The organism is Kushneria konosiri, from assembly GCF_002155145.1.
Taxonomy (GTDB): domain Bacteria; phylum Pseudomonadota; class Gammaproteobacteria; order Pseudomonadales; family Halomonadaceae; genus Kushneria; species Kushneria konosiri.
Window position 1 is genome coordinate 3,102,495 of the sequence record NZ_CP021323.1, and the last position, 17,017, is coordinate 3,119,511.

The 17,017-nt window shown below is 55.1% G+C and carries 16 protein-coding genes and 1 tRNA gene; 10 read left to right on the top strand and 7 right to left on the bottom strand.

Annotated elements, in window-relative coordinates:
- The first annotated feature begins 10 nt into the window (after positions 1 to 10).
- The 8 genes from B9G99_RS14310 to B9G99_RS14345 all read left to right on the top strand — a co-directional run bounded on the left by B9G99_RS14310 (position 11) and on the right by B9G99_RS14345 (position 9,959).
- Positions 11 to 85 (top strand) — tRNA-His (locus B9G99_RS14310).
- A 277-nt stretch (positions 86 to 362) separates the two neighbouring features.
- Positions 363 to 1,709, top strand: a complete 1,347-nt coding sequence (gene tig, locus B9G99_RS14315) for a trigger factor (RefSeq protein WP_086622763.1) — start codon at positions 363 to 365, stop codon at positions 1,707 to 1,709.
- A gap of 91 nt (positions 1,710 to 1,800) precedes the next feature.
- Positions 1,801 to 2,421, top strand: coding sequence for an ATP-dependent Clp endopeptidase proteolytic subunit ClpP (gene clpP, locus B9G99_RS14320; protein ID WP_086622764.1), 621 nt, complete (start codon positions 1,801 to 1,803; stop codon positions 2,419 to 2,421).
- Between the two features lie 66 nt (positions 2,422 to 2,487).
- Positions 2,488 to 3,777 carry an ATP-dependent Clp protease ATP-binding subunit ClpX gene (gene clpX, locus B9G99_RS14325; RefSeq protein WP_086622765.1) on the top strand — a complete coding sequence of 430 codons (1,290 nt, stop codon included), beginning with the start codon at positions 2,488 to 2,490 and terminating at the stop codon, positions 3,775 to 3,777.
- 155 nt (positions 3,778 to 3,932) lie between these two features.
- Positions 3,933 to 6,347: an endopeptidase La gene (gene lon, locus B9G99_RS14330; RefSeq protein WP_086622766.1), complete on the top strand. Its 2,415-nt coding sequence runs from the start codon at positions 3,933 to 3,935 to the stop codon at positions 6,345 to 6,347.
- A 173-nt stretch (positions 6,348 to 6,520) separates the two neighbouring features.
- Positions 6,521 to 6,793, top strand: coding sequence for a nucleoid-associated protein HU-beta (hupB, locus tag B9G99_RS14335; RefSeq protein ID WP_086622767.1), 273 nt, complete (start codon positions 6,521 to 6,523; stop codon positions 6,791 to 6,793).
- A gap of 213 nt (positions 6,794 to 7,006) precedes the next feature.
- Entirely contained in the window at positions 7,007 to 8,845 is a 1,839-nt protein-coding gene (locus B9G99_RS14340; protein WP_086622768.1) for a SurA N-terminal domain-containing protein, read from the top strand.
- A 109-nt stretch (positions 8,846 to 8,954) separates the two neighbouring features.
- Positions 8,955 to 9,959 (top strand): NADP-dependent oxidoreductase, encoded by a 1,005-nt coding sequence (locus B9G99_RS14345; protein WP_086622769.1) that lies wholly within the window; start codon positions 8,955 to 8,957, stop codon positions 9,957 to 9,959.
- Positions 9,960 to 10,014: 55 nt separating this feature from the next.
- Here B9G99_RS14345 and B9G99_RS14350 read toward each other — a convergent pair whose 3' ends face one another.
- The 6 genes from B9G99_RS14350 to B9G99_RS14375 form a co-directional block, all read right to left on the bottom strand.
- Positions 10,015 to 10,320, bottom strand: coding sequence for a YkgJ family cysteine cluster protein (locus B9G99_RS14350; RefSeq protein WP_086622770.1), 306 nt, complete (start codon positions 10,318 to 10,320; stop codon positions 10,015 to 10,017).
- Complete coding sequence (locus B9G99_RS14355; protein WP_086622771.1) at positions 10,317 to 11,165, bottom strand: 6-pyruvoyl trahydropterin synthase family protein; 849 nt, start codon at positions 11,163 to 11,165, stop codon at positions 10,317 to 10,319. The genes B9G99_RS14350 and B9G99_RS14355 overlap by 4 nt, the downstream gene beginning before the upstream one ends.
- The gene (queE, locus tag B9G99_RS14360) at positions 11,165 to 11,809 is read right to left on the bottom strand and encodes a 7-carboxy-7-deazaguanine synthase (protein ID WP_086622772.1); all 645 of its coding nucleotides are present in this window, start codon (positions 11,807 to 11,809) and stop codon (positions 11,165 to 11,167) included. Before queE ends, B9G99_RS14355 begins: the two co-directional genes overlap by 1 nt.
- A 2-nt stretch (positions 11,810 to 11,811) precedes the next feature.
- Positions 11,812 to 12,510: a 7-cyano-7-deazaguanine synthase QueC gene (gene queC / locus B9G99_RS14365; RefSeq protein WP_086622773.1), complete on the bottom strand. Its 699-nt coding sequence runs from the start codon at positions 12,508 to 12,510 to the stop codon at positions 11,812 to 11,814.
- Positions 12,511 to 12,753: 243 nt separating this feature from the next.
- Positions 12,754 to 13,371, bottom strand: coding sequence for a CBS domain-containing protein (locus B9G99_RS14370; protein ID WP_086622774.1), 618 nt, complete (start codon positions 13,369 to 13,371; stop codon positions 12,754 to 12,756).
- Positions 13,372 to 13,442: 71 nt separating this feature from the next.
- On the bottom strand, positions 13,443 to 13,943 hold the full coding sequence (locus B9G99_RS14375; RefSeq protein ID WP_086622775.1) for a hypothetical protein: 501 nt from the start codon (positions 13,941 to 13,943) through the stop codon (positions 13,443 to 13,445).
- A gap of 127 nt (positions 13,944 to 14,070) precedes the next feature.
- Here B9G99_RS14375 and B9G99_RS14380 point away from each other — a divergent pair, with 127 nt between their 5' ends.
- Positions 14,071 to 14,781, top strand: a complete 711-nt coding sequence (locus B9G99_RS14380; protein WP_148663961.1) for a hypothetical protein — start codon at positions 14,071 to 14,073, stop codon at positions 14,779 to 14,781.
- Positions 14,782 to 14,865: 84 nt separating this feature from the next.
- On the opposite strand, the gene B9G99_RS14385 is transcribed toward B9G99_RS14380, so the two are convergent.
- Positions 14,866 to 15,462, bottom strand: coding sequence for a rhomboid family intramembrane serine protease (locus B9G99_RS14385; protein WP_086622777.1), 597 nt, complete (start codon positions 15,460 to 15,462; stop codon positions 14,866 to 14,868).
- A 163-nt stretch (positions 15,463 to 15,625) separates the two neighbouring features.
- On the opposite strand from B9G99_RS14385, the gene B9G99_RS14390 reads away from it, so the two are divergent.
- On the top strand, positions 15,626 to 17,017 hold the full coding sequence (locus B9G99_RS14390; RefSeq protein ID WP_086622778.1) for an ethanolamine ammonia-lyase subunit EutB: 1,392 nt from the start codon (positions 15,626 to 15,628) through the stop codon (positions 17,015 to 17,017).

Sequence of the window (17,017 nt, forward strand, 5' to 3'; positions counted from 1 at the left end):
GAAAGTAATGGTGGGTGTAGCTCAGTGGTAGAGCCCCGGATTGTGGCTCCGGTGGTCGTGGGTTCGATCCCCATCATCCACCCCATTATTTTTAGGCGCTGATGAATGTCGGCGTTTGTGTCGAAAAGGGCGGCCCTGTTGGGTCGCCCTTTTTGCTTTGCATGCCATCCGTTGGTGGCTTGTTCGGGAAGAGCGGTTTGCTGACATCCAGTAAGCAAAGAAATTCCACTTTTCCCCTTGAAATCGTATTAATCGGTGCCAATTAAGGCTTCGAGCTTGCCAGTATCTGATGGGGTTCTTAAAATCTGCGCCCTTGAGTTTTTTATTTCGAACACGCCACCTGAGTGGGTAGAGGATCATTCATGCAAGTTTCAGTCGAAACGACTTCACCGATCGAGCGTCGCGTAACCGTCCAGGTCCCGGCTCAAGAAGTGGACAAAAATGTCGATGAGCGACTCAAGGATACTGCTCGTCGTGTACGCTTGGATGGTTTCCGTTCAGGACGCGTTCCGATGAGCGTTGTTCGCCAGCGTTTTGGTCGTGATGTACGCAACGAAGTCGTTGATGAAGTGATGCGTCAGCATTATGTACGCGCCATCACCGAAAATGAGCTTAATCCAGCGGGCTATCCCTCACTGGAAGCAACTGTTAATGAAGCTGGCAAGGATCTCGAATTCGTCGCGACTCTGGAAGTTTATCCTTCCATCGAGTTGACGCTGCCTGAAGACGAGCAGATCGAGCGTCCTCAAGCCGAAATCAGCGATGCCGATATCGACGAAATGATCGATACGCTTCGCAAGCAGAATGCACAGTGGAACGATGTTGAGCGTGCTGCTGCCGATGGCGATCAAATCACCATTGATTTCGAGGGTTTCCTTGGTGATGAGCCCTTCGAGGGCGGTAGTGCCGAAGGTCATCAGCTGGTACTGGGTTCCAACAGCTTTATTCCCGGTTTTGAAGATCAGCTGGTCGGTGTCCAGGCAGGTGAGGAACGTGAAGTCACGGTCACCTTCCCTGAAGATTATCAGGCCGAGCATCTGGCCGGTCAGGAAGCACGCTTCAAGACCACTACACACAAGGTCCAGGCGCAGGAATTGCCTGAAGTTGACGCCGAGTTCATGTCCCGTTTCGGTGTTGAAGACGGCGACAATGACAGTTTCCGCAAGGAAGTGCGTAACAACATGCAGCGCGAACTGGATAACGCCATCGACAATCGTGTGCGCCAGCAGCTGATCGATGCGCTGAAAGCTCGTAACGAAGTATCTGTACCGAGCTCTCTGATTTCTCAGGAAGTCGAAGGGCTCAAGCGTCAGGCCGCACAGCAGTTCGGTCTGGGCGACGATTTCGATGTGTCTCAGCTGCCCGACGAGCTGTTTGCCGAACAGGCGCGCGGCCGTGTTGAAGTTGGCCTGCTTCTGGCAGAAGTGGTCAGCCATTTCGAACTGGACGCTGACGACGATGAAATTCGTGCCTTCATCGAAGAGCAGGCGGGTCAGTTTGAACAGCCCGAACAGGTTGTCGAGCAATATATGGGCAACGAGCAGATGAAAAACCAGGTGAAATCTGCTGTGCTTGAACGCAAGGCGATCGATAGGCTGCTGGATAAGGCCAGCGTCGTCGAAACGCCCATGAGCTATCAGGAAGCCCTTCAGGCCGCGCAGCAGCAAAATGCTGACGAAGCTGAAGAAACCGAAGAGCAGGCCGGCTGATATCCGGCGTCACAGCCATGTCCAGGCTGGCAGTCGGGGCCCGGCGAAAGCCGGGTTCTATCATTGGCCCACATCACTGTAAGGTTGCTACATGAGAAGCGAGTCTGATATTACCAATGCTGGTGGGCTGGTCCCCATGGTGGTGGAGCAGAACGCACGTGGCGAGCGGGCCTACGACATTTACTCTCGTCTGCTCAAGGAACGCGTCATTTTTCTTGTTGGCCCGGTCGAAGACTACAGTGCCAATCTGATCGTGGCGCAGCTGCTCTTTCTGGAGTCAGAGAATCCTGACAAGGATATCCATCTCTATATCAACTCTCCGGGCGGTTCAGTGACTGCCGGCATGTCGATCTACGACACCATGCAGTTTATCAAGCCCAATGTTTCAACGGTGTGTATCGGTCAGGCTGCCAGCATGGGGGCATTGCTGCTGGCAGGTGGCGCAGAAGGCAAGCGTTACTGCCTTCCTCATTCGCGCATGATGATTCACCAGCCGCTGGGTGGTTTCCAGGGACAGGCCAGCGACATCGAAATTCACACGCGTGAAATCCTGACGATTCGACAGCGTCTTAATGAAATTCTGGCGCATCACACCGGGCAGGATATCGAAAAAATTGCGCGTGATACCGATCGTGACAACTTCATGAACGATGAACAGGCTGTCGAGTACGGTCTGATCGATGCAACGCTGGCGCATCGCCCGGTATCCTGATAGCGTTGATTCAGAGTTTGACCATGATGGCGTGCCAGTGCGCCGCCATCTTCAAGAGGTACGCGAATGGCTGACGGCAAAGGCAAGGACGAAGGCGGAAAGCTGCTTTATTGCTCATTTTGTGGCAAAAACCAGAATGAAGTACGCAAGCTTATCGCTGGACCCTCTGTTTACATCTGCGATGAATGTGTTGATTTATGCAACGACATCATTCGCGAAGAGGTCGTGGAGTCCGAAGCGTCTTCCGACGACGAGCGTCTTCCTGCTCCACGGGAAATTCGCAACACGCTTGATGATTATGTCATCGGTCAGGACCGCGCCAAGATGGTGCTTTCCGTTGCCGTTTACAATCACTACAAGCGGCTAAAGGTAGGTCAGCAAAAGGGTGACGATCGAGTTGAGCTTGGCAAGAGCAATATTCTGCTGATCGGTCCTACTGGCAGTGGCAAAACGCTGCTGGCAGAGACCATGGCTCGCCTTCTCAATGTACCCTTTACCATTGCTGACGCCACGACGCTGACAGAAGCGGGCTATGTTGGTGAAGATGTTGAAAACATCATTCAAAAGCTTCTGCAAAAATGCGATTACGACGTAGAGAAGGCCCAGCGTGGTATTGTCTATATCGATGAAATCGACAAGATTTCTCGTAAATCGGACAACCCCTCCATTACACGTGATGTCTCGGGGGAAGGCGTTCAGCAGGCGCTTCTCAAGTTGATTGAGGGTACTACGGCTTCTGTTCCTCCACAGGGTGGACGCAAGCATCCTCAGCAGGAGTTCCTCCAGGTCGATACCGGCAATATTCTGTTTATTGTTGGTGGTGCCTTCGCCGGGCTGGACAAGGTCATTAGTGATCGTGCCGAGCGTGGCGGTATCGGCTTCAACGCCGTCGTCAAGAGCAAGGATACCAACAAGGGTGTTGGCGATATTCTTGCAAGCGTCGAGCCCGAGGATCTGGTCAAGTACGGCCTCATCCCCGAGTTTGTCGGCCGTCTGCCGGTCATTGCCACGCTCAATGAGCTCGATGAGCAGGCACTGATCCAGATTTTGACCGAGCCCAAGAACTCTCTGATACGCCAGTACGTTCGTCTGTTTGAAATGGAAGGCGTCGAACTGGATTTTCGTGAGGATGCGCTCAAGGCGGTTGCCAACAAGGCCATGGTAAGACGTGCGGGGGCGCGTGGACTTCGTTCGATACTGGAATCCGTCCTGCTGGATACCATGTATGAAATCCCCTCCGCCGAGAATGTTGTCAAGGTGGTCATCGATGAGACCGTCATCAACGGTGACAGCAAGCCGTTGTTGATCTATGCCAACCAGCAGGAAAGCAAGCTGGTCGTTGGCGACGATCGATAGTCAGCAAGATGATGCTTGATCGGGGGGCCATCATGGCCCCCCAGTCATATCAGACTCCTGCCCGGTAAACGGTTGTAATTCCTGCCGTCATCCCCATATTGATCCCATCAAAGTCGCTTCGTGCGGCCCACACACAAGATTCGAGGTTGTCTGCGATGGAGCGTAACCCCGCACAGACGTTAAACATACCCCTGTTGCCGCTGCGAGACGTTGTCGTCTATCCGCAGATGGTCATACCGCTGTTCGTGGGTCGCGAGAAATCGATCCGTGCCCTCGAAGCTGCGATGGAGTCGGACAAACAGGTACTGCTGGTCGCTCAGCGTGATGCCGGACAGGATAATCCTGAAGTGGAAGACCTGTTCGACATCGGCACCATCGCCAGCATCATGCAGCTGCTCCGCCTGCCGGACGGGACCGTCAAGGTGCTTATTGAGGGCAGTTCTCGAGCTGACATTGCTGAAGTTGATGACAGTGAAGACGAGAGCGGCTATCCGGTGGCCAGCGTTACCCTGAGGGAAAGCGAACCCCTCAACGAGCGCGAGCAGGAGTCCCTGGTGCGCGTACTGCTCGATCAGTTCGAGCAGTACGTCAAGCTGTCACGCAAGGTGCCCAACGAAGTGCTGAGCTCGCTTCAGGGGATCGAGGATGCCAGCCGTCTGGTTGATACCATCAGTGCCCATCTGTCGCTCGAGATCGGAGACAAGCAGTCTCTGCTCGAGATGGACAAGGTGCGTGATCGCGTCGAGCACCTGATGACGCTGATCGAGTCCGAAATTGATCTGTTGCAGGTAGAAAAGCGCATTCGCTCGCGGGTCAAGGAGCAGATGGAGAAGTCCCAGCGCGAGTATTATCTCAACGAACAGATGAAAGCCATCCAGAAGGAAATGGGTGAGCTTGAAAATACGCCCAACGAGGCGGATCAGTACGAACAAAAGATCGCCGAGTCCGGCATGTCGGCCGAAGCCGAGGAAAAGGCTCGTCAGGAGCTCAACAAGCTCAAGATGATGGCACCAGCTTCTGCCGAAGCAACGGTCGTGCGCTCCTATCTCGACTGGATCCTGGCAGTCCCCTGGAAAAAGCGCACACGCGTGCGTCATGACATCAGTCACGCCGAACAGGTGCTGGAAGAAGACCACTACGGCCTTGAAGAGGTCAAGGAGCGCATCCTTGACTATCTTGCCGTACAAAAGCGGGTGCGCAAGCTCAAGGGGCCTGTGCTGTGTCTTGTAGGGCCTCCTGGAGTGGGCAAGACCTCGCTGGGGCAGTCCATCGCGCGGGCGACCAATCGTAAATACACACGACTGGCGCTGGGCGGTGTGCGTGACGAATCGGAAATTCGTGGCCATCGTCGGACCTATATCGGCTCCATGCCCGGAAAGGTATTACAGCGCATGAGCAAGACAGGCGTGCGTAATCCGCTCTTTTTGCTCGATGAAATCGACAAGGTGGGCATGGATCACCGAGGTGATCCTTCTTCGGCGCTGCTTGAAGTGCTGGACCCGGAACAGAATGACAAGTTCAGCGACCATTACCTGGAGCTGGATTATGATCTCTCGGATGTCATGTTCATCTGTACCGCGAACTCGATGAACATTCCCGGTCCGCTGCTGGACCGCATGGAAGTCATTCGGATTCCGGGTTACACCGAAGATGAAAAGCTTGGCATCGCTCGGCGCTATCTGGCGCCCAAACAGCTCAAGGCCAACGGTCTGAAGAAAAACGAGCTGGTACTGACCGACGAGGCATTGCTTGAGCTGATTCGCTATTACACCCGCGAAGCCGGTGTGCGTGAGCTTGAAAGGCAGATTGCAAAGGTGGCACGCAAGGTGCTGCGTGAGCGTATCGGCAATGAAGTAGCTCAGGTTGATAGCCCAACGCAGCATCTGGAAGCGTCCGATATTGAGCGCTATGCTGGAGTCAGGCGTTTCAGCTATGGCTTGGCTGATCAGGCGCATCAGGTTGGTCGCGTAACCGGGCTGGCATGGACTTCAGTAGGCGGTGAAATACTTAATATCGAGTCGGTGGTCACGCCAGGCAAGGGGCGTGTTAACAAGACCGGTTCTCTTGGCGATGTCATGAAGGAGTCGGTCAGCGCTGCACACACTGTGGTACGCTCGCGCGCCGCTGCACTTGGTATTGATCCTGAGCGGTTCGAGAAGGAAGATCTTCATATTCACGTACCCGAGGGGGCAACGCCCAAGGATGGACCAAGTGCTGGTGTCGCCATGGTCACAGCCATGGTGTCGGCCTATACCAACCGTGCGGTCCGTGCTGATGTGGCCATGACCGGTGAGGTCAATCTCCGTGGTGAAGTCATGCCAATCGGAGGTCTCAAGGAGAAATTGCTGGCTGCCCGGCGCGGTGGTATAAAGATTGCACTAATACCTGAAGAAAATCGCCGTGATCTCAAGGAAGTTCCTGATACCATCAAGGACGCTCTTGATATCAGGCCCATGCGCTGGATCGATGAAGTTCTTGATGTTGCTCTGGTGCAAAAGGGTGATGACGATTTCGAGGATGCGCGGGTAGAAGAAAAAAATACTTCTCAAGCGTCTGTAAATACTCATTAGGGTTATTTTTGATTAATGTTGGCTAACAAAGCCTGAAATGACGGGCTTTGTTGCCAACATTGCTTGACGGTATTTATGGTCGTTGATATAAAATGCGGCTCGTTATGATTGCGTATGCAGTTCGATTGCCGCGCTTAATCCTAGCAACGATTGTTATAGTCAAGGGGTGAAGAGTGAATAAATCCGAGCTGATTGAGGCTATTGCTGCTTCTGCAGATATTCCCAAGGCAGCGGCCGGTCGGGCTCTCGATGCCATGATCGATTCCGTTACCGATAGCCTTAAGCAGGGTGATTCCGTAGCACTGGTAGGTTTCGGAACATTCAGCATCAAGGAGCGGGCTGCACGCACTGGTCGTAACCCGCAGACTGGCAAGACCATCGAAATCAGCGCTGCCAACGTGCCCAGCTTCAAGGCCGGCAAGGCGCTGAAGGACGCTGTCAACTGATAGCGGTGTTATCTGCAAAGGAAAGCGCGTTTCTGGAAGCTTTCCCTGTATGAAATAAACGCATCGTGAAAACGATGCGTTTTTTTATGCGCTGGCGCCGGCTTGTGACACCTTCAGTCAGATACTGGCTTATGGCATGTCGGTTTGTGTCATGTGTCGTTATAATCCTTCGCCAAACCTATCCATCATCCATCAATTTCAAGGGCCTGCTGCATGCTGCAAAAGATCAGAGATCGGGCACAGGGCTGGATCGCCAGAGTAATCGTGGCTCTGATCGCGCTGACATTTACGCTATTTGGCGCAGAGTCATTGCTGAGCTATTTCAATGGTAGTCAGCGTGACGAAGCTGCTTCTGTCAATGGTGAGAAAATCAGCCGTCAGACCCTGGACACCGAAGTTCAGCGAGCCGTCCGCTCGGGGCGTGTGCCGCCTGAACAGCAAAACGAAGCGCGGCGAGCGATTCTGGATGCTCTGATTACCCGTACAGCCATGGAGCAGTATGCCCGCGATGGCGGCATGAGCTTTTCGGATCAGCAGGTAGATCAGCTTCTGGTTAATCGACAGGAGTTTCAGGACAGCAATGGCCACTTTTCGGCCGAGCTCTTCCAGAGAAGATTGGGCAGTGCGGGATATACTCCTGAAGAGTTCAGGCGCCAGCTTCAGGAAGACATGCTGACGCAGCAGCTTCAAAACGGTCTGATTACAGGGACCTTCCTGCTGCCTTCCGAAGTCAGACAGCTGGCCAGACTGCGCTATCAAAAGCGCGACTTTCGATATGCCATGTTGAGTGATAGCGCACTTGAGCAGCCGGTCAAGGTGAGTGACGCTGAAGTGCAGGCCTGGTATGACGCTCACAAGCAGGCTTATCAGCGTCCTGAAGAGGTGAAGCTTGAATATGTTGTGCTTGACCGCCGTCAGCTGCCGGAAGACGACCAGGCTGTTGATGAGCAGCTATTGCGTCAGCGCTACGAGCAGCACCGTGCCACGGCGCCTCGTGAAGTGTCCGATATCGTGGTGACCTTTGGTGATCAGAAAACACGCGAGGAAGCGCAGCAGCGTGTTGACGACATCCTGGCGCGTCTACAAAAGGGCGAAAGCTTTGCCGATCTTGCGAAACAGTATTCCGATGATCCCTCCAGTGCTGCCAAGGGAGGAAAAATGGGTACCGTTACAGAGGGCATCTTCGGGCAGCCCTTTGATGACGCCGTAGCCTCTCTGGCCCCGGGCGAGGTTTCTCAGGGCGTCGAAAGCGATGGTGTCTTTCACATTATTCGTCTGGACAACATCGCCATCGACAGCTTCGGCGACATGCGCAGTCAGCTGGCCGACGAAGTACGACAGGATCAACGTGATGAGCGCTTCCAGCAGCTTGCCCAGCAGTTAAGCGATGAAAGCTTTTCGGCAGATGACCTCAAGGGCGTCGCCGATCGCCTGAATCTTCCGCTCAAGCGCACGGACTGGGTGTCACGAGACGAGCAGTTTGACGGTGAGAATGCCGTGCTGGGTGAAGCCGGTGTCATGGAGGCGGCCTTTAGCGATGATGTTCTCAATAATGGCTATAACAGTGAGCCCGTAGAGCTCGGACAGGACCGTCGTGTGGTAGTCCGCGTTACCGAGCATCGTCCTGCGACGACACTGGCTCTGGATGACGTCCGGGATCAGGTCAAGCGTTCGGCTCTGGAACAAAAGCGTCATCAGGCACTCGCCCAACAGGCCGAAAAGGTACTGGACTCTCTTCGTGATGGTGATACACCGGTCGGCCTTGATTGGCAGCAGGCCAGTGGCGTGACACGCGATGGGTCGGGAGATCTGTCTGCCGAGCTGATCAATGCCGCTTTCAGCATGCCGCATCCGCAGGATGGCACGCCAGGTTACGGTCATGCCTCGACCGGGAATCAGCAGGTGATTTTTGCCATCGATCAGGTCGATGATGAGATCAGCGATGACCAGATCTCATCAATGTCGGACGGCCTCTGGAATGCTCAGGCAGGTCAGACCATCAATATCATGACAGATGCAATTCGTAACCAGGCCGACATCTCGACAAATTAAATAGTCTGCTATCTTTTTAAAGGCGCAACTCCGGTTGCGCCTTTTTTTATTCCTTTCAACGATTCATTTTATTGTCGGCACCCTGTTGAGGGCCTGCAGGAGAATTTTCATGACCCAGTCACGCTACTTCACGATCAGCGAATATCCCGAAGGCCTGCCAGAGCGCTCTCTTTTTCAGCTTGAGACGCAGGAGCTTCCCGAACTGAAAGAGGGAGAAGTGCGCATACGTAACCAGTGGCTTTCGGTAGACCCCTACATGCGCGGCCGCATGAGTGGCGTCAAGACCTACGTCGAGCCCTTTGCGCTGAATAAGCCCCTTGAGGGGGGCGCGCTTGGTGAAGTCATTGAGTCGCGTCACCAGACGCTCAAGCAGGGCGATCGCGTTGTTCACATGGGCGGTTGGCGAGATGTCGCACAGCTCAACGGTGACCAGGTGCAATCGCTGCCGGACATTGATGTGCCGCCGCAGGCATTTCTGGGCGTACTCGGTATGCCGGGAATGACGGCCTGGGCTGGACTAACACTGGTAGCGGAGCTCAAATCTTCCGATACCGTACTGATTTCTGCCGCCAGTGGTGCCGTAGGGTCGCTGGCAGCGCAGCTGGCATATCAGAAGGGTTGCACGGTTATTGGTAGTGCCGGCAGTCAGGAGAAGCGGGAATGGCTTGAAGCTCACGGCATCAAGGCGATCAATCACCATCAGAGTGCCGAGGAGATCAAAAGCGCTCTCAGTGAGGTTGCCCCGCAGGGCATCGATGTTTATTACGAAAACGTGGGTGGCCCCATGCTTGAGGCGGCTCTTGATGCGATGAATGATTTTGGACGTATCGCAGTATGCGGCATGATTTCGCGCTACAACGAAGCGGCACCTTCTGCAGGTCCTGCCAACATTTCACTTGTGCTGACCAAACGTCTGCGCATGCAGGGCTTTATCGTACATGAATGGGTCAAGGGCCATGAGCAGACGTTCTATCAGCAGGTAGGGCCGCTGGTTGCTGATGGCCGAATCGAGTATCGCGAAACCGTGGAAGAAGGTCTTGAGCAGACACCGGACGCCTTTCTCGCCCTGTTTGAGGGCAGTAACCAGGGCAAGATGCTGGTCAGACTGGACTGATTGTCAGCGGTGTGACGCCCTTCATGAACCCGCCTGATAAGCGGGTTCATTGGTCTCAGGGCATGCTGCTCGCTTCAAGCAGGGCAATTATATGAAGTGCCTCCTGTCGCGAGTGGCCACAGATATCGTGATCGTAAGTGAAGTCGTGGCAGACCTTCGGTCGGCTCGGGTCACCAAAAAGCCGGCAAAGGTTATTGTCATCAAGCTGGATACAGCGTATGCCGGCGGGTTTACCCTCCGGCATGCCGGGTATTGCAGAGCTGATGGACGGCGCAATGCAACAGGCGCCACAGCCGGGGCGACAGCCATCCCGCTGGCTGTCTGTGGCAATCACGTCATGATGTCCATTTTCGGCATTCATGCACTATCCCGAGCGCCATGGGCGGTCGCGACGGCCCCCTTGTCGATGCCTTCAAAGGCCTGAACCCGGACGCTGCCCCCGTGAAGAGATGCAATCTCCTGCGCCATCCAGTTGGCAATCTGCTCAACCGTGGTGGGCGTTGGCAGAATCTCGGTACGTTCACGCGGCAGTCGTATTGAAAAACGGCCCTGGGCCGATTCATAGCCGACATGACAGGTCTCGTTGTCTGTACCAATCAGATCGGCCTGATCGATCAGGTAAATATCTTCAAGACGCTGTGACCACTGTGTTTCAAGCGTTTCGCTGCGCTGCCCGTTGTGCCAGATGGCCAGACGCGAGCGATGACCGTGTGCGATGCGCTGGCAATTGCCCTGGTGACGTCGAAGCCCGTGGCTGTAGGTATAGCCACCGGCATCATGCGCTTCCTCGCGCAGCGTCACACGTATCTTTTCTACCTGTGCGGGTGGACGTCGAGACAGTTCTGCAGAAAGGTATTCACCCAGACGTTCAGGTGTAATCTGCTGCCAGGGCAAAAGCGTATAGGCCTGGCGCGGTGCGCGCAGCTCCATCGGCCACGGGTGTCGTGTCTGCAGGCGCAGGCCCTCAACGCATTCACTGACCGTGATGTCGTGTGCTTTTGTAGGCACCAGCAGGGTGTGATCAACACTGGCGTCAATGCGTGACTTGATCCAGGGCTTCACCTCGCCGAAGTCAAACAGCATGCCATCCTCGCCCAGCTGACCTTCCAGCTCGACATCAATATGAAAACTTGCGCCCACCAGACCACGCTGTGGGCACCAGATGGACACATCCAGTGCGCTGAGAGCATTTACAAAAAGAATCATCAATCAATACCTGCAATCTTGTGTGTCTGCAGGGAAAGGCGCCACTGCGGGTTTTCCATACAGTAGGCGACCGTGTCGGCCATGGTATTGCCTGTCTGGCCACGCGGTGCAAGGTCCATGGGTTGCAGAAAAAAGTGATCAAACTCGAGCGCCTTGAAGCGCTCTGGCAGTGCCTCTGACTGGGGATAGACCAGCTTGAGCTCGTTACCCGAGAGCTGTTTGAGTTCGGCGCGTCCCTTGGGGCTGACACAAAGCCAATCAATACCGGCGGGCGCCGGCAGAGTACCGTTGGTTTCTACTGCAATTTCGAAACCGCGCTCGTGCATGGCATCAATCAGGTGGCTGTCCAGCTGTAGCAGGGGTTCCCCACCGGTAAAGACCACGTAGGGGCGTGCAGAATCCGTCTGTCGGGGCCAGAGTGCGGCAATATGCTCCGCCAGCTCGGCAGCTGTTTGAAAGCGACCGCCGTTCTGACCGTCTGTACCGATAAAATCGGTATCACAAAAACGGCAGATACTGTTGTCACGATCTTTTTCGCGTCCAGACCAGAGATTGCAACCGGTGAAGCGACAGAATACCGAGGCACGCCCGGCCTGACCGCCTTCTCCCTGCAGGGTGTAGAACGCTTCCTTGACGCTATACATGGTTATACCTCCCGGGTGTGAGAGGGATTACCACGATAGGGCAGTGGGTCGACAAGGCCCTGCAATGCAAAGGCCTGAAGACGTTCACGACAACTGCCGCATTCGCCACAGGCGAGTGCTTCCCCCAGATAGCAGGTCCATGTCTGGGCATAGTCAAGGCCCATCTGAAGCCCCTCGGCAAGAATGTCGTGCTTGCTTGCGTGGAGGTAGGGCGCGCGTATTTCCACGGGAGTGTAGTTGGCAATGGCCGCGACATCGTTCATGCGTTTGACAAACTCGGGGCGGCAGTCGGGGTAGATGGCGTGATCACCACCGTGTGCGCCGTAATAGCAGAGTTCTGCTTCCAGATTGACGGCATGGCCGATGGCCAGAGACAGCAGAATCATGTTGCGATTGGGTACGACCGTCGCCTTCATGTTGTCTTCGGCGTAATCGGCCCGTGGCATCTGCTGAGTGGTGTCGGTCAGCGCCGAAGCGCCTATGAGGCCATGAATGGCGCGTATATCCACCACCTGATGAGCTACCCCAAGGCTTTCACACACCTGGCGTGCAACATCGAGTTCGCGGGCATGACGCTGGCCATAATGAAAGGAGAGTGCGTGAACTTCATAACCTTCACGAAGGGCACGATGCAAAACGGTATAGGAGTCCATGCCACCCGAGTAGATGACGACGGCTCGTGATGCGGTCTGTAATGTCATGACGGAGAATTTCTTTGCCGATGAGATCGACGCCCGGGATCCGGTCCGGACGGATGAAGGGCGGCAGTTTAACGCCAAATCCGCGATATGTCAGCATTCAATTTTATACCGTTATCTTTTCCAAATCAGCAACTTGGTCGCAACAATCGTTTTTAATGTTGATTAAAAGTGAGCATGGAGATTCAGGAAAACCGTCAAAAGGAACAGGGTCGCTCAGCGACCCTGTTCCTGCGGTCCGAACGGCTACAGGTCGTGGCCCAGAACGACGGAACGAATAGCCGAGAAGCTGTGAGCTTCAGGAGGATGATCGAGATTAACGCCGAGAGCGTTACTGACCTCACGTGCAGAAATGACGCCGCGAATGCGAAGCCCGCCCTGCTCGTCATGATCGGTCACCAGCACATGGCGGTCACCTGACGTTTTAAGCGTCTGCACCAGATCTCCCAGTGTGGCACGTTCGATGCGCTCGTAATCGATGGAGTGCATGTCTTCACGGGCCAGCTTGATCATGTCGACCGTGACATCAGCACGATCAATGCCGCGTTCCTGCATGGCTCGTGTGACCGCGCTGCCGCCAAACAGGATACGAGCGCTCACGACGCCGGTAAATTCGCCCTTGTCATTGATGACCAGCAGCATATGAATGCTGTTTTGCTTCATCGTTTGCAGGGCATCATCGACGCTGCTTTCCGAGGAGACGGTAAAGGCACGGACCTTCTGGAAATCCGTCAAAAGCGCCAGTGCCGAACTGTCCATGTCCAGTGAAGCAGATGGCGTGTGGTGTCCCGGGCGACAGATGCTGGTGACGCTGTCCATTTCCTTGAGGGGCAGAGGACTGTAGGGCGTAGGGGTAGTATTCATGAGCGTCTCCTTTACATGCCTTTTCAGGCATTTTACTCAAACATGAAAGGCTGAAACCGGGTATCGTCCAATTACAGATGGGCCTTTAAATCGCCCCGAACCATATCGACAAAGGTGATGAAGCGCGTATCGCGATCGTCATCGCTGCGATCCACTCGACAGCCCAGCTGCATCGTGTTTTTGACCAGCAGTTCATCAAAAATTTCCAGCGTCACCGCCGTTCCCGGCATCGAACCGGGTGTGATAACTCCGTGCTCGAGCGTAAAGGTTTCAAGCAGGGTAGCCCTGACTCTTGTGGTACCGCCTTCTGCAATCACTCGCCGCACGAACAGCCAACCCTCGCAGGCCAGTTCCTCGCCGTTATCCTGACGACGGCTGAACAACGTGCGATAGCAGGCACCTTCTGAGGCGGCACGCTCTGCCATGCTTTTATAAGAGGCCGCCATGCGCGTTGCCATGGCGCCGGACTTTGCAAGCTTTTGCACGGCACCGAGGTGTTCCTGATCCAGTTTTTCCTGTCTGGAAAAACGCTGCCAGTGCCGGTATTGCTCTAAGATTGAAGTCACATCCATCCCTGTTGTCGCTGCCAATGATAGTGTCGAGAGCTATCTTGCCGATACACAACGCTTCTCGCCAGTCCAGCCAGTAAAATATGGCCTGTCACGTTGTTGAAATCGAGCAACCATCCATTGGAAACCAATGGCTTCGTCAGGTTTCAACATCGCTGTCTGTCGGTATCAGGCAGATCTGCCCGCCATCCGTTACAATCATCACATCCGAAGGCTCGACACGAATGAGAAGCGAATCAAAATGATGAACAAGACATGGATGAGCGTCGCTGCCCTGACCCTGATGACGGGGTGTGTTTCCGGCCAATACATTCTGGACGAACAGGTCTCTCAGAATCGGGAAATTCATCCTGTACAGGGCGAGGACGGCAATTACCTTGGGTCGTTCGCGCTGCGCAAGCCCTATACGGAAGTCACACCGATGCAGCTCGAGCAATGCCTGAGTTCGAATATGGAGCAGCGTCAGGTCAAACTGGCAGCAAGCCATCTGCGTGATCCGATAGGCCAGAGTGAGAAAGTAGCCTTCAATGGCATGTCGGGTGATGACCATCACGTGGTGTCGGGTTTAACGGGCGTTACTCATCATGACGGGCGTGATCTCGCGTATCGCCTTGAATTACAGCGTCTGCCGGAAGCCAACTATTATTATTTTGACCGTCTCGGTGAAGCCGTCGCTGGCAGCAGCGATCAATTTACCCCGATCGGTGCCTGGGCGAGCGCTTCACCCATCGAGGCAACTCAAGGGTATGAAGCCGTGGCTAATCATATTCAGTCCTGCCTTGAAAAGGCCGCCACCAACACGCCAGGTGAAAACCCGACCGGTTGGCAGCCCAAATCCTGATCACCACGCCAAAATCAGTCCTTCATGAAAAAGGGCCTCTTGTTAAAGGGGCCCTTTTTTGTTGTGACCAAAGATAGTATCAGGCTAGAACGCGACGATCTGCTCCAGAAATCGAGGGCCCAGCGCCGGTTCCATCAAAAGAGCAAAGACGACGCCGTAGGCGGCGCCCCACAGATGCGCGCTGTGATTGACGTTGTCACCGCCGCGGCGACCGGCATAGATCGACCAGGCGGTATAGACGATGGCAAAGACAATGGCCGGTACCGGAATGATCAGCACATAAAGCGTGGTCCACGGTGCGGCCAGAATGAAGGCAAACAGCACAGCCGAGACGGCGCCCGAGGCACCCAGACTTCGATAGTTCCGGTCAGTACGATGCGCCAGATAACTGGGCACAATGGCCGCGATAATCCCTCCCAGGTAAAACCCGATGAATCCGGCCGCGCCAATGTAGGAAACAAAAAAGCGCTCGATGGCCCGTCCAAAGAAAAAAAGCGTAAACATGTTGAAAAACAGGTGCGCCCCGTTGGCATGTACGAAGCCATGCGTCACGAAACGATAAACCTGACCCTGGGCGACGGCCGGCGGCCAGAACAAAAGTTTTTCGATCAATCGTTGATTGGTAAAGCAGGGGATGGAAACCGCGCAGGTCACCAAAATGAGAAGTAGCGTCAGTGTCATGCGTTTCTCGTGTCGATAGGGCGATTCGCTCGATCATAGCGCAGTGCGCATTGCCATGCCTGTTTCAACACCAGGTGCTTTTGTGGTCACTCCATGTGGCTCTCGTTTATGCTGAATGCCGGTATCACGACAAGATCAATAACATCACGATCCGGAGGTGCGCATGAGTGAATATCACCATGACGTCGGCCATAAACGCTATCGCTTTGAAAGTCTCAAAACCCTGATGGCCTGCGCAACACCCGAACGCTCCGGAGATCAGCTGGCGGGTATTGCCGCCGCTGACAGCGAAACACGGGCCGCAGCGCAGCTGGCGCTGGCAGCGGTGCCACTTTCGCGCTTTCTCGAAGAGATGCTGGTGCCCTACGAAGACGATGAGGTCACGCGCCTGATCGTTGACGGCCATGATCGGGAAGCCTTTGAGCCGATTGCTCACATGAGTGTGGGCGAATTTCGCAATTATCTGCTCTCGCATGAGGTCGACAGCGACGTGCTGGCGGCTCTGTCGCCGGGCCTGACGCCTGAAATGGTGGCGGCCGTGGCCAAGATAATGCGGCTGCAGGATCTGGTGCTGGTCGCGAGAAAATGTCGCGTGGTAACGGCCTTTCGCAATACGATCGGGCTGGAGGGACGGCTGTCGACCCGGCTACAGCCCAATCACCCCACCGATCATCCAACCGGTATTGCCGCCAGCATTCTGGATGGGCTGCTCTACGGCAACGGCGACGCGGTCATCGGCATCAACCCGGCCACCGATAATACCGGTGCGGTGGTCACGCTTTTGAAGATGCTCGATGACATCATTAGCCACTATGAGATTCCCGCCCAGAGCTGTGTATTGACCCACGTGACCACCGCAATCGAAGCCATAAAGCGGGGCGCGCCCACCGATCTGGTCTTTCAGTCCATTGCCGGCACTCAGGCCGCCAATCAGGGGTTTGGCATTGACCTGGCGCTTCTCAGGGAAGGTCAGGAGGCGGCGCTGTCGCTCAAGCGTGGCACGGTGGGTAACAATGTCATGTATTTTGAAACGGGGCAGGGCAGCGCGCTGTCGGCCAATGCCCATCACGGTGTGGATCAGCAAACGCTCGAGGCGCGTGCCTACGCGGTAGCGCGAGCGTTCGATCCGCTACTGGTCAATACGGTCGTCGGTTTCATAGGGCCGGAGTATCTGTTCAATGGGAAGCAGATCACCCGTGCAGGTCTTGAGGACCATTTCTGCGGCAAACTTCTGGGCGTGCCGATGGGATGTGATGTCTGTTATACCAATCACGCCGAAGCCGATCAGGATGACATGGACGCGCTGCTGACCCTGCTGGGCGCTGCCGGCTGTAACTACGTGATGGGCATTCCAGGCTCCGATGACATCATGCTCAATTATCAGACCACCTCCTTTCACGATGCCCTTTATGTCCGCGAGGTACTGGGTCTACGGGCCGCGCCCGAGTTCGAAGCCTGGCTTGAGCGCATGGCGATCACCGACCGTCGTGGCAGAATCATCGTGGAACAGAACCTGCCGGCCCCCTTCGCCCACGCCCTGACCCGGGCCCACTGA

What these genes read in the sequence shown, in the direction of transcription:
- tig (WP_086622763.1), top strand. Translation starts at nt 363, where the DNA reads ATGCAAGTTTCAGTCGAAACGACTTCACCGATCGAGCGTCGCGTAACC.
- clpP (WP_086622764.1), top strand. Translation starts at nt 1,801, where the DNA reads ATGAGAAGCGAGTCTGATATTACCAATGCTGGTGGGCTGGTCCCCATG.
- clpX (WP_086622765.1), top strand. Translation starts at nt 2,488, where the DNA reads ATGGCTGACGGCAAAGGCAAGGACGAAGGCGGAAAGCTGCTTTATTGC.
- lon (WP_086622766.1), top strand. Translation starts at nt 3,933, where the DNA reads ATGGAGCGTAACCCCGCACAGACGTTAAACATACCCCTGTTGCCGCTG.
- B9G99_RS14340 (WP_086622768.1), top strand. Translation starts at nt 7,007, where the DNA reads ATGCTGCAAAAGATCAGAGATCGGGCACAGGGCTGGATCGCCAGAGTA.
- B9G99_RS14345 (WP_086622769.1), top strand. Translation starts at nt 8,955, where the DNA reads ATGACCCAGTCACGCTACTTCACGATCAGCGAATATCCCGAAGGCCTG.
- B9G99_RS14350 (WP_086622770.1), bottom strand. Translation starts at nt 10,320, where the DNA reads ATGAATGCCGAAAATGGACATCATGACGTGATTGCCACAGACAGCCAG.
- B9G99_RS14355 (WP_086622771.1), bottom strand. Translation starts at nt 11,165, where the DNA reads ATGATTCTTTTTGTAAATGCTCTCAGCGCACTGGATGTGTCCATCTGG.
- queE (WP_086622772.1), bottom strand. Translation starts at nt 11,809, where the DNA reads ATGTATAGCGTCAAGGAAGCGTTCTACACCCTGCAGGGAGAAGGCGGT.
- queC (WP_086622773.1), bottom strand. Translation starts at nt 12,510, where the DNA reads ATGACATTACAGACCGCATCACGAGCCGTCGTCATCTACTCGGGTGGC.
- B9G99_RS14370 (WP_086622774.1), bottom strand. Translation starts at nt 13,371, where the DNA reads ATGAATACTACCCCTACGCCCTACAGTCCTCTGCCCCTCAAGGAAATG.
- B9G99_RS14375 (WP_086622775.1), bottom strand. Translation starts at nt 13,943, where the DNA reads ATGGATGTGACTTCAATCTTAGAGCAATACCGGCACTGGCAGCGTTTT.
- B9G99_RS14380 (WP_148663961.1), top strand. Translation starts at nt 14,071, where the DNA reads ATGGCTTCGTCAGGTTTCAACATCGCTGTCTGTCGGTATCAGGCAGAT.
- B9G99_RS14385 (WP_086622777.1), bottom strand. Translation starts at nt 15,462, where the DNA reads ATGACACTGACGCTACTTCTCATTTTGGTGACCTGCGCGGTTTCCATC.
- B9G99_RS14390 (WP_086622778.1), top strand. Translation starts at nt 15,626, where the DNA reads ATGAGTGAATATCACCATGACGTCGGCCATAAACGCTATCGCTTTGAA.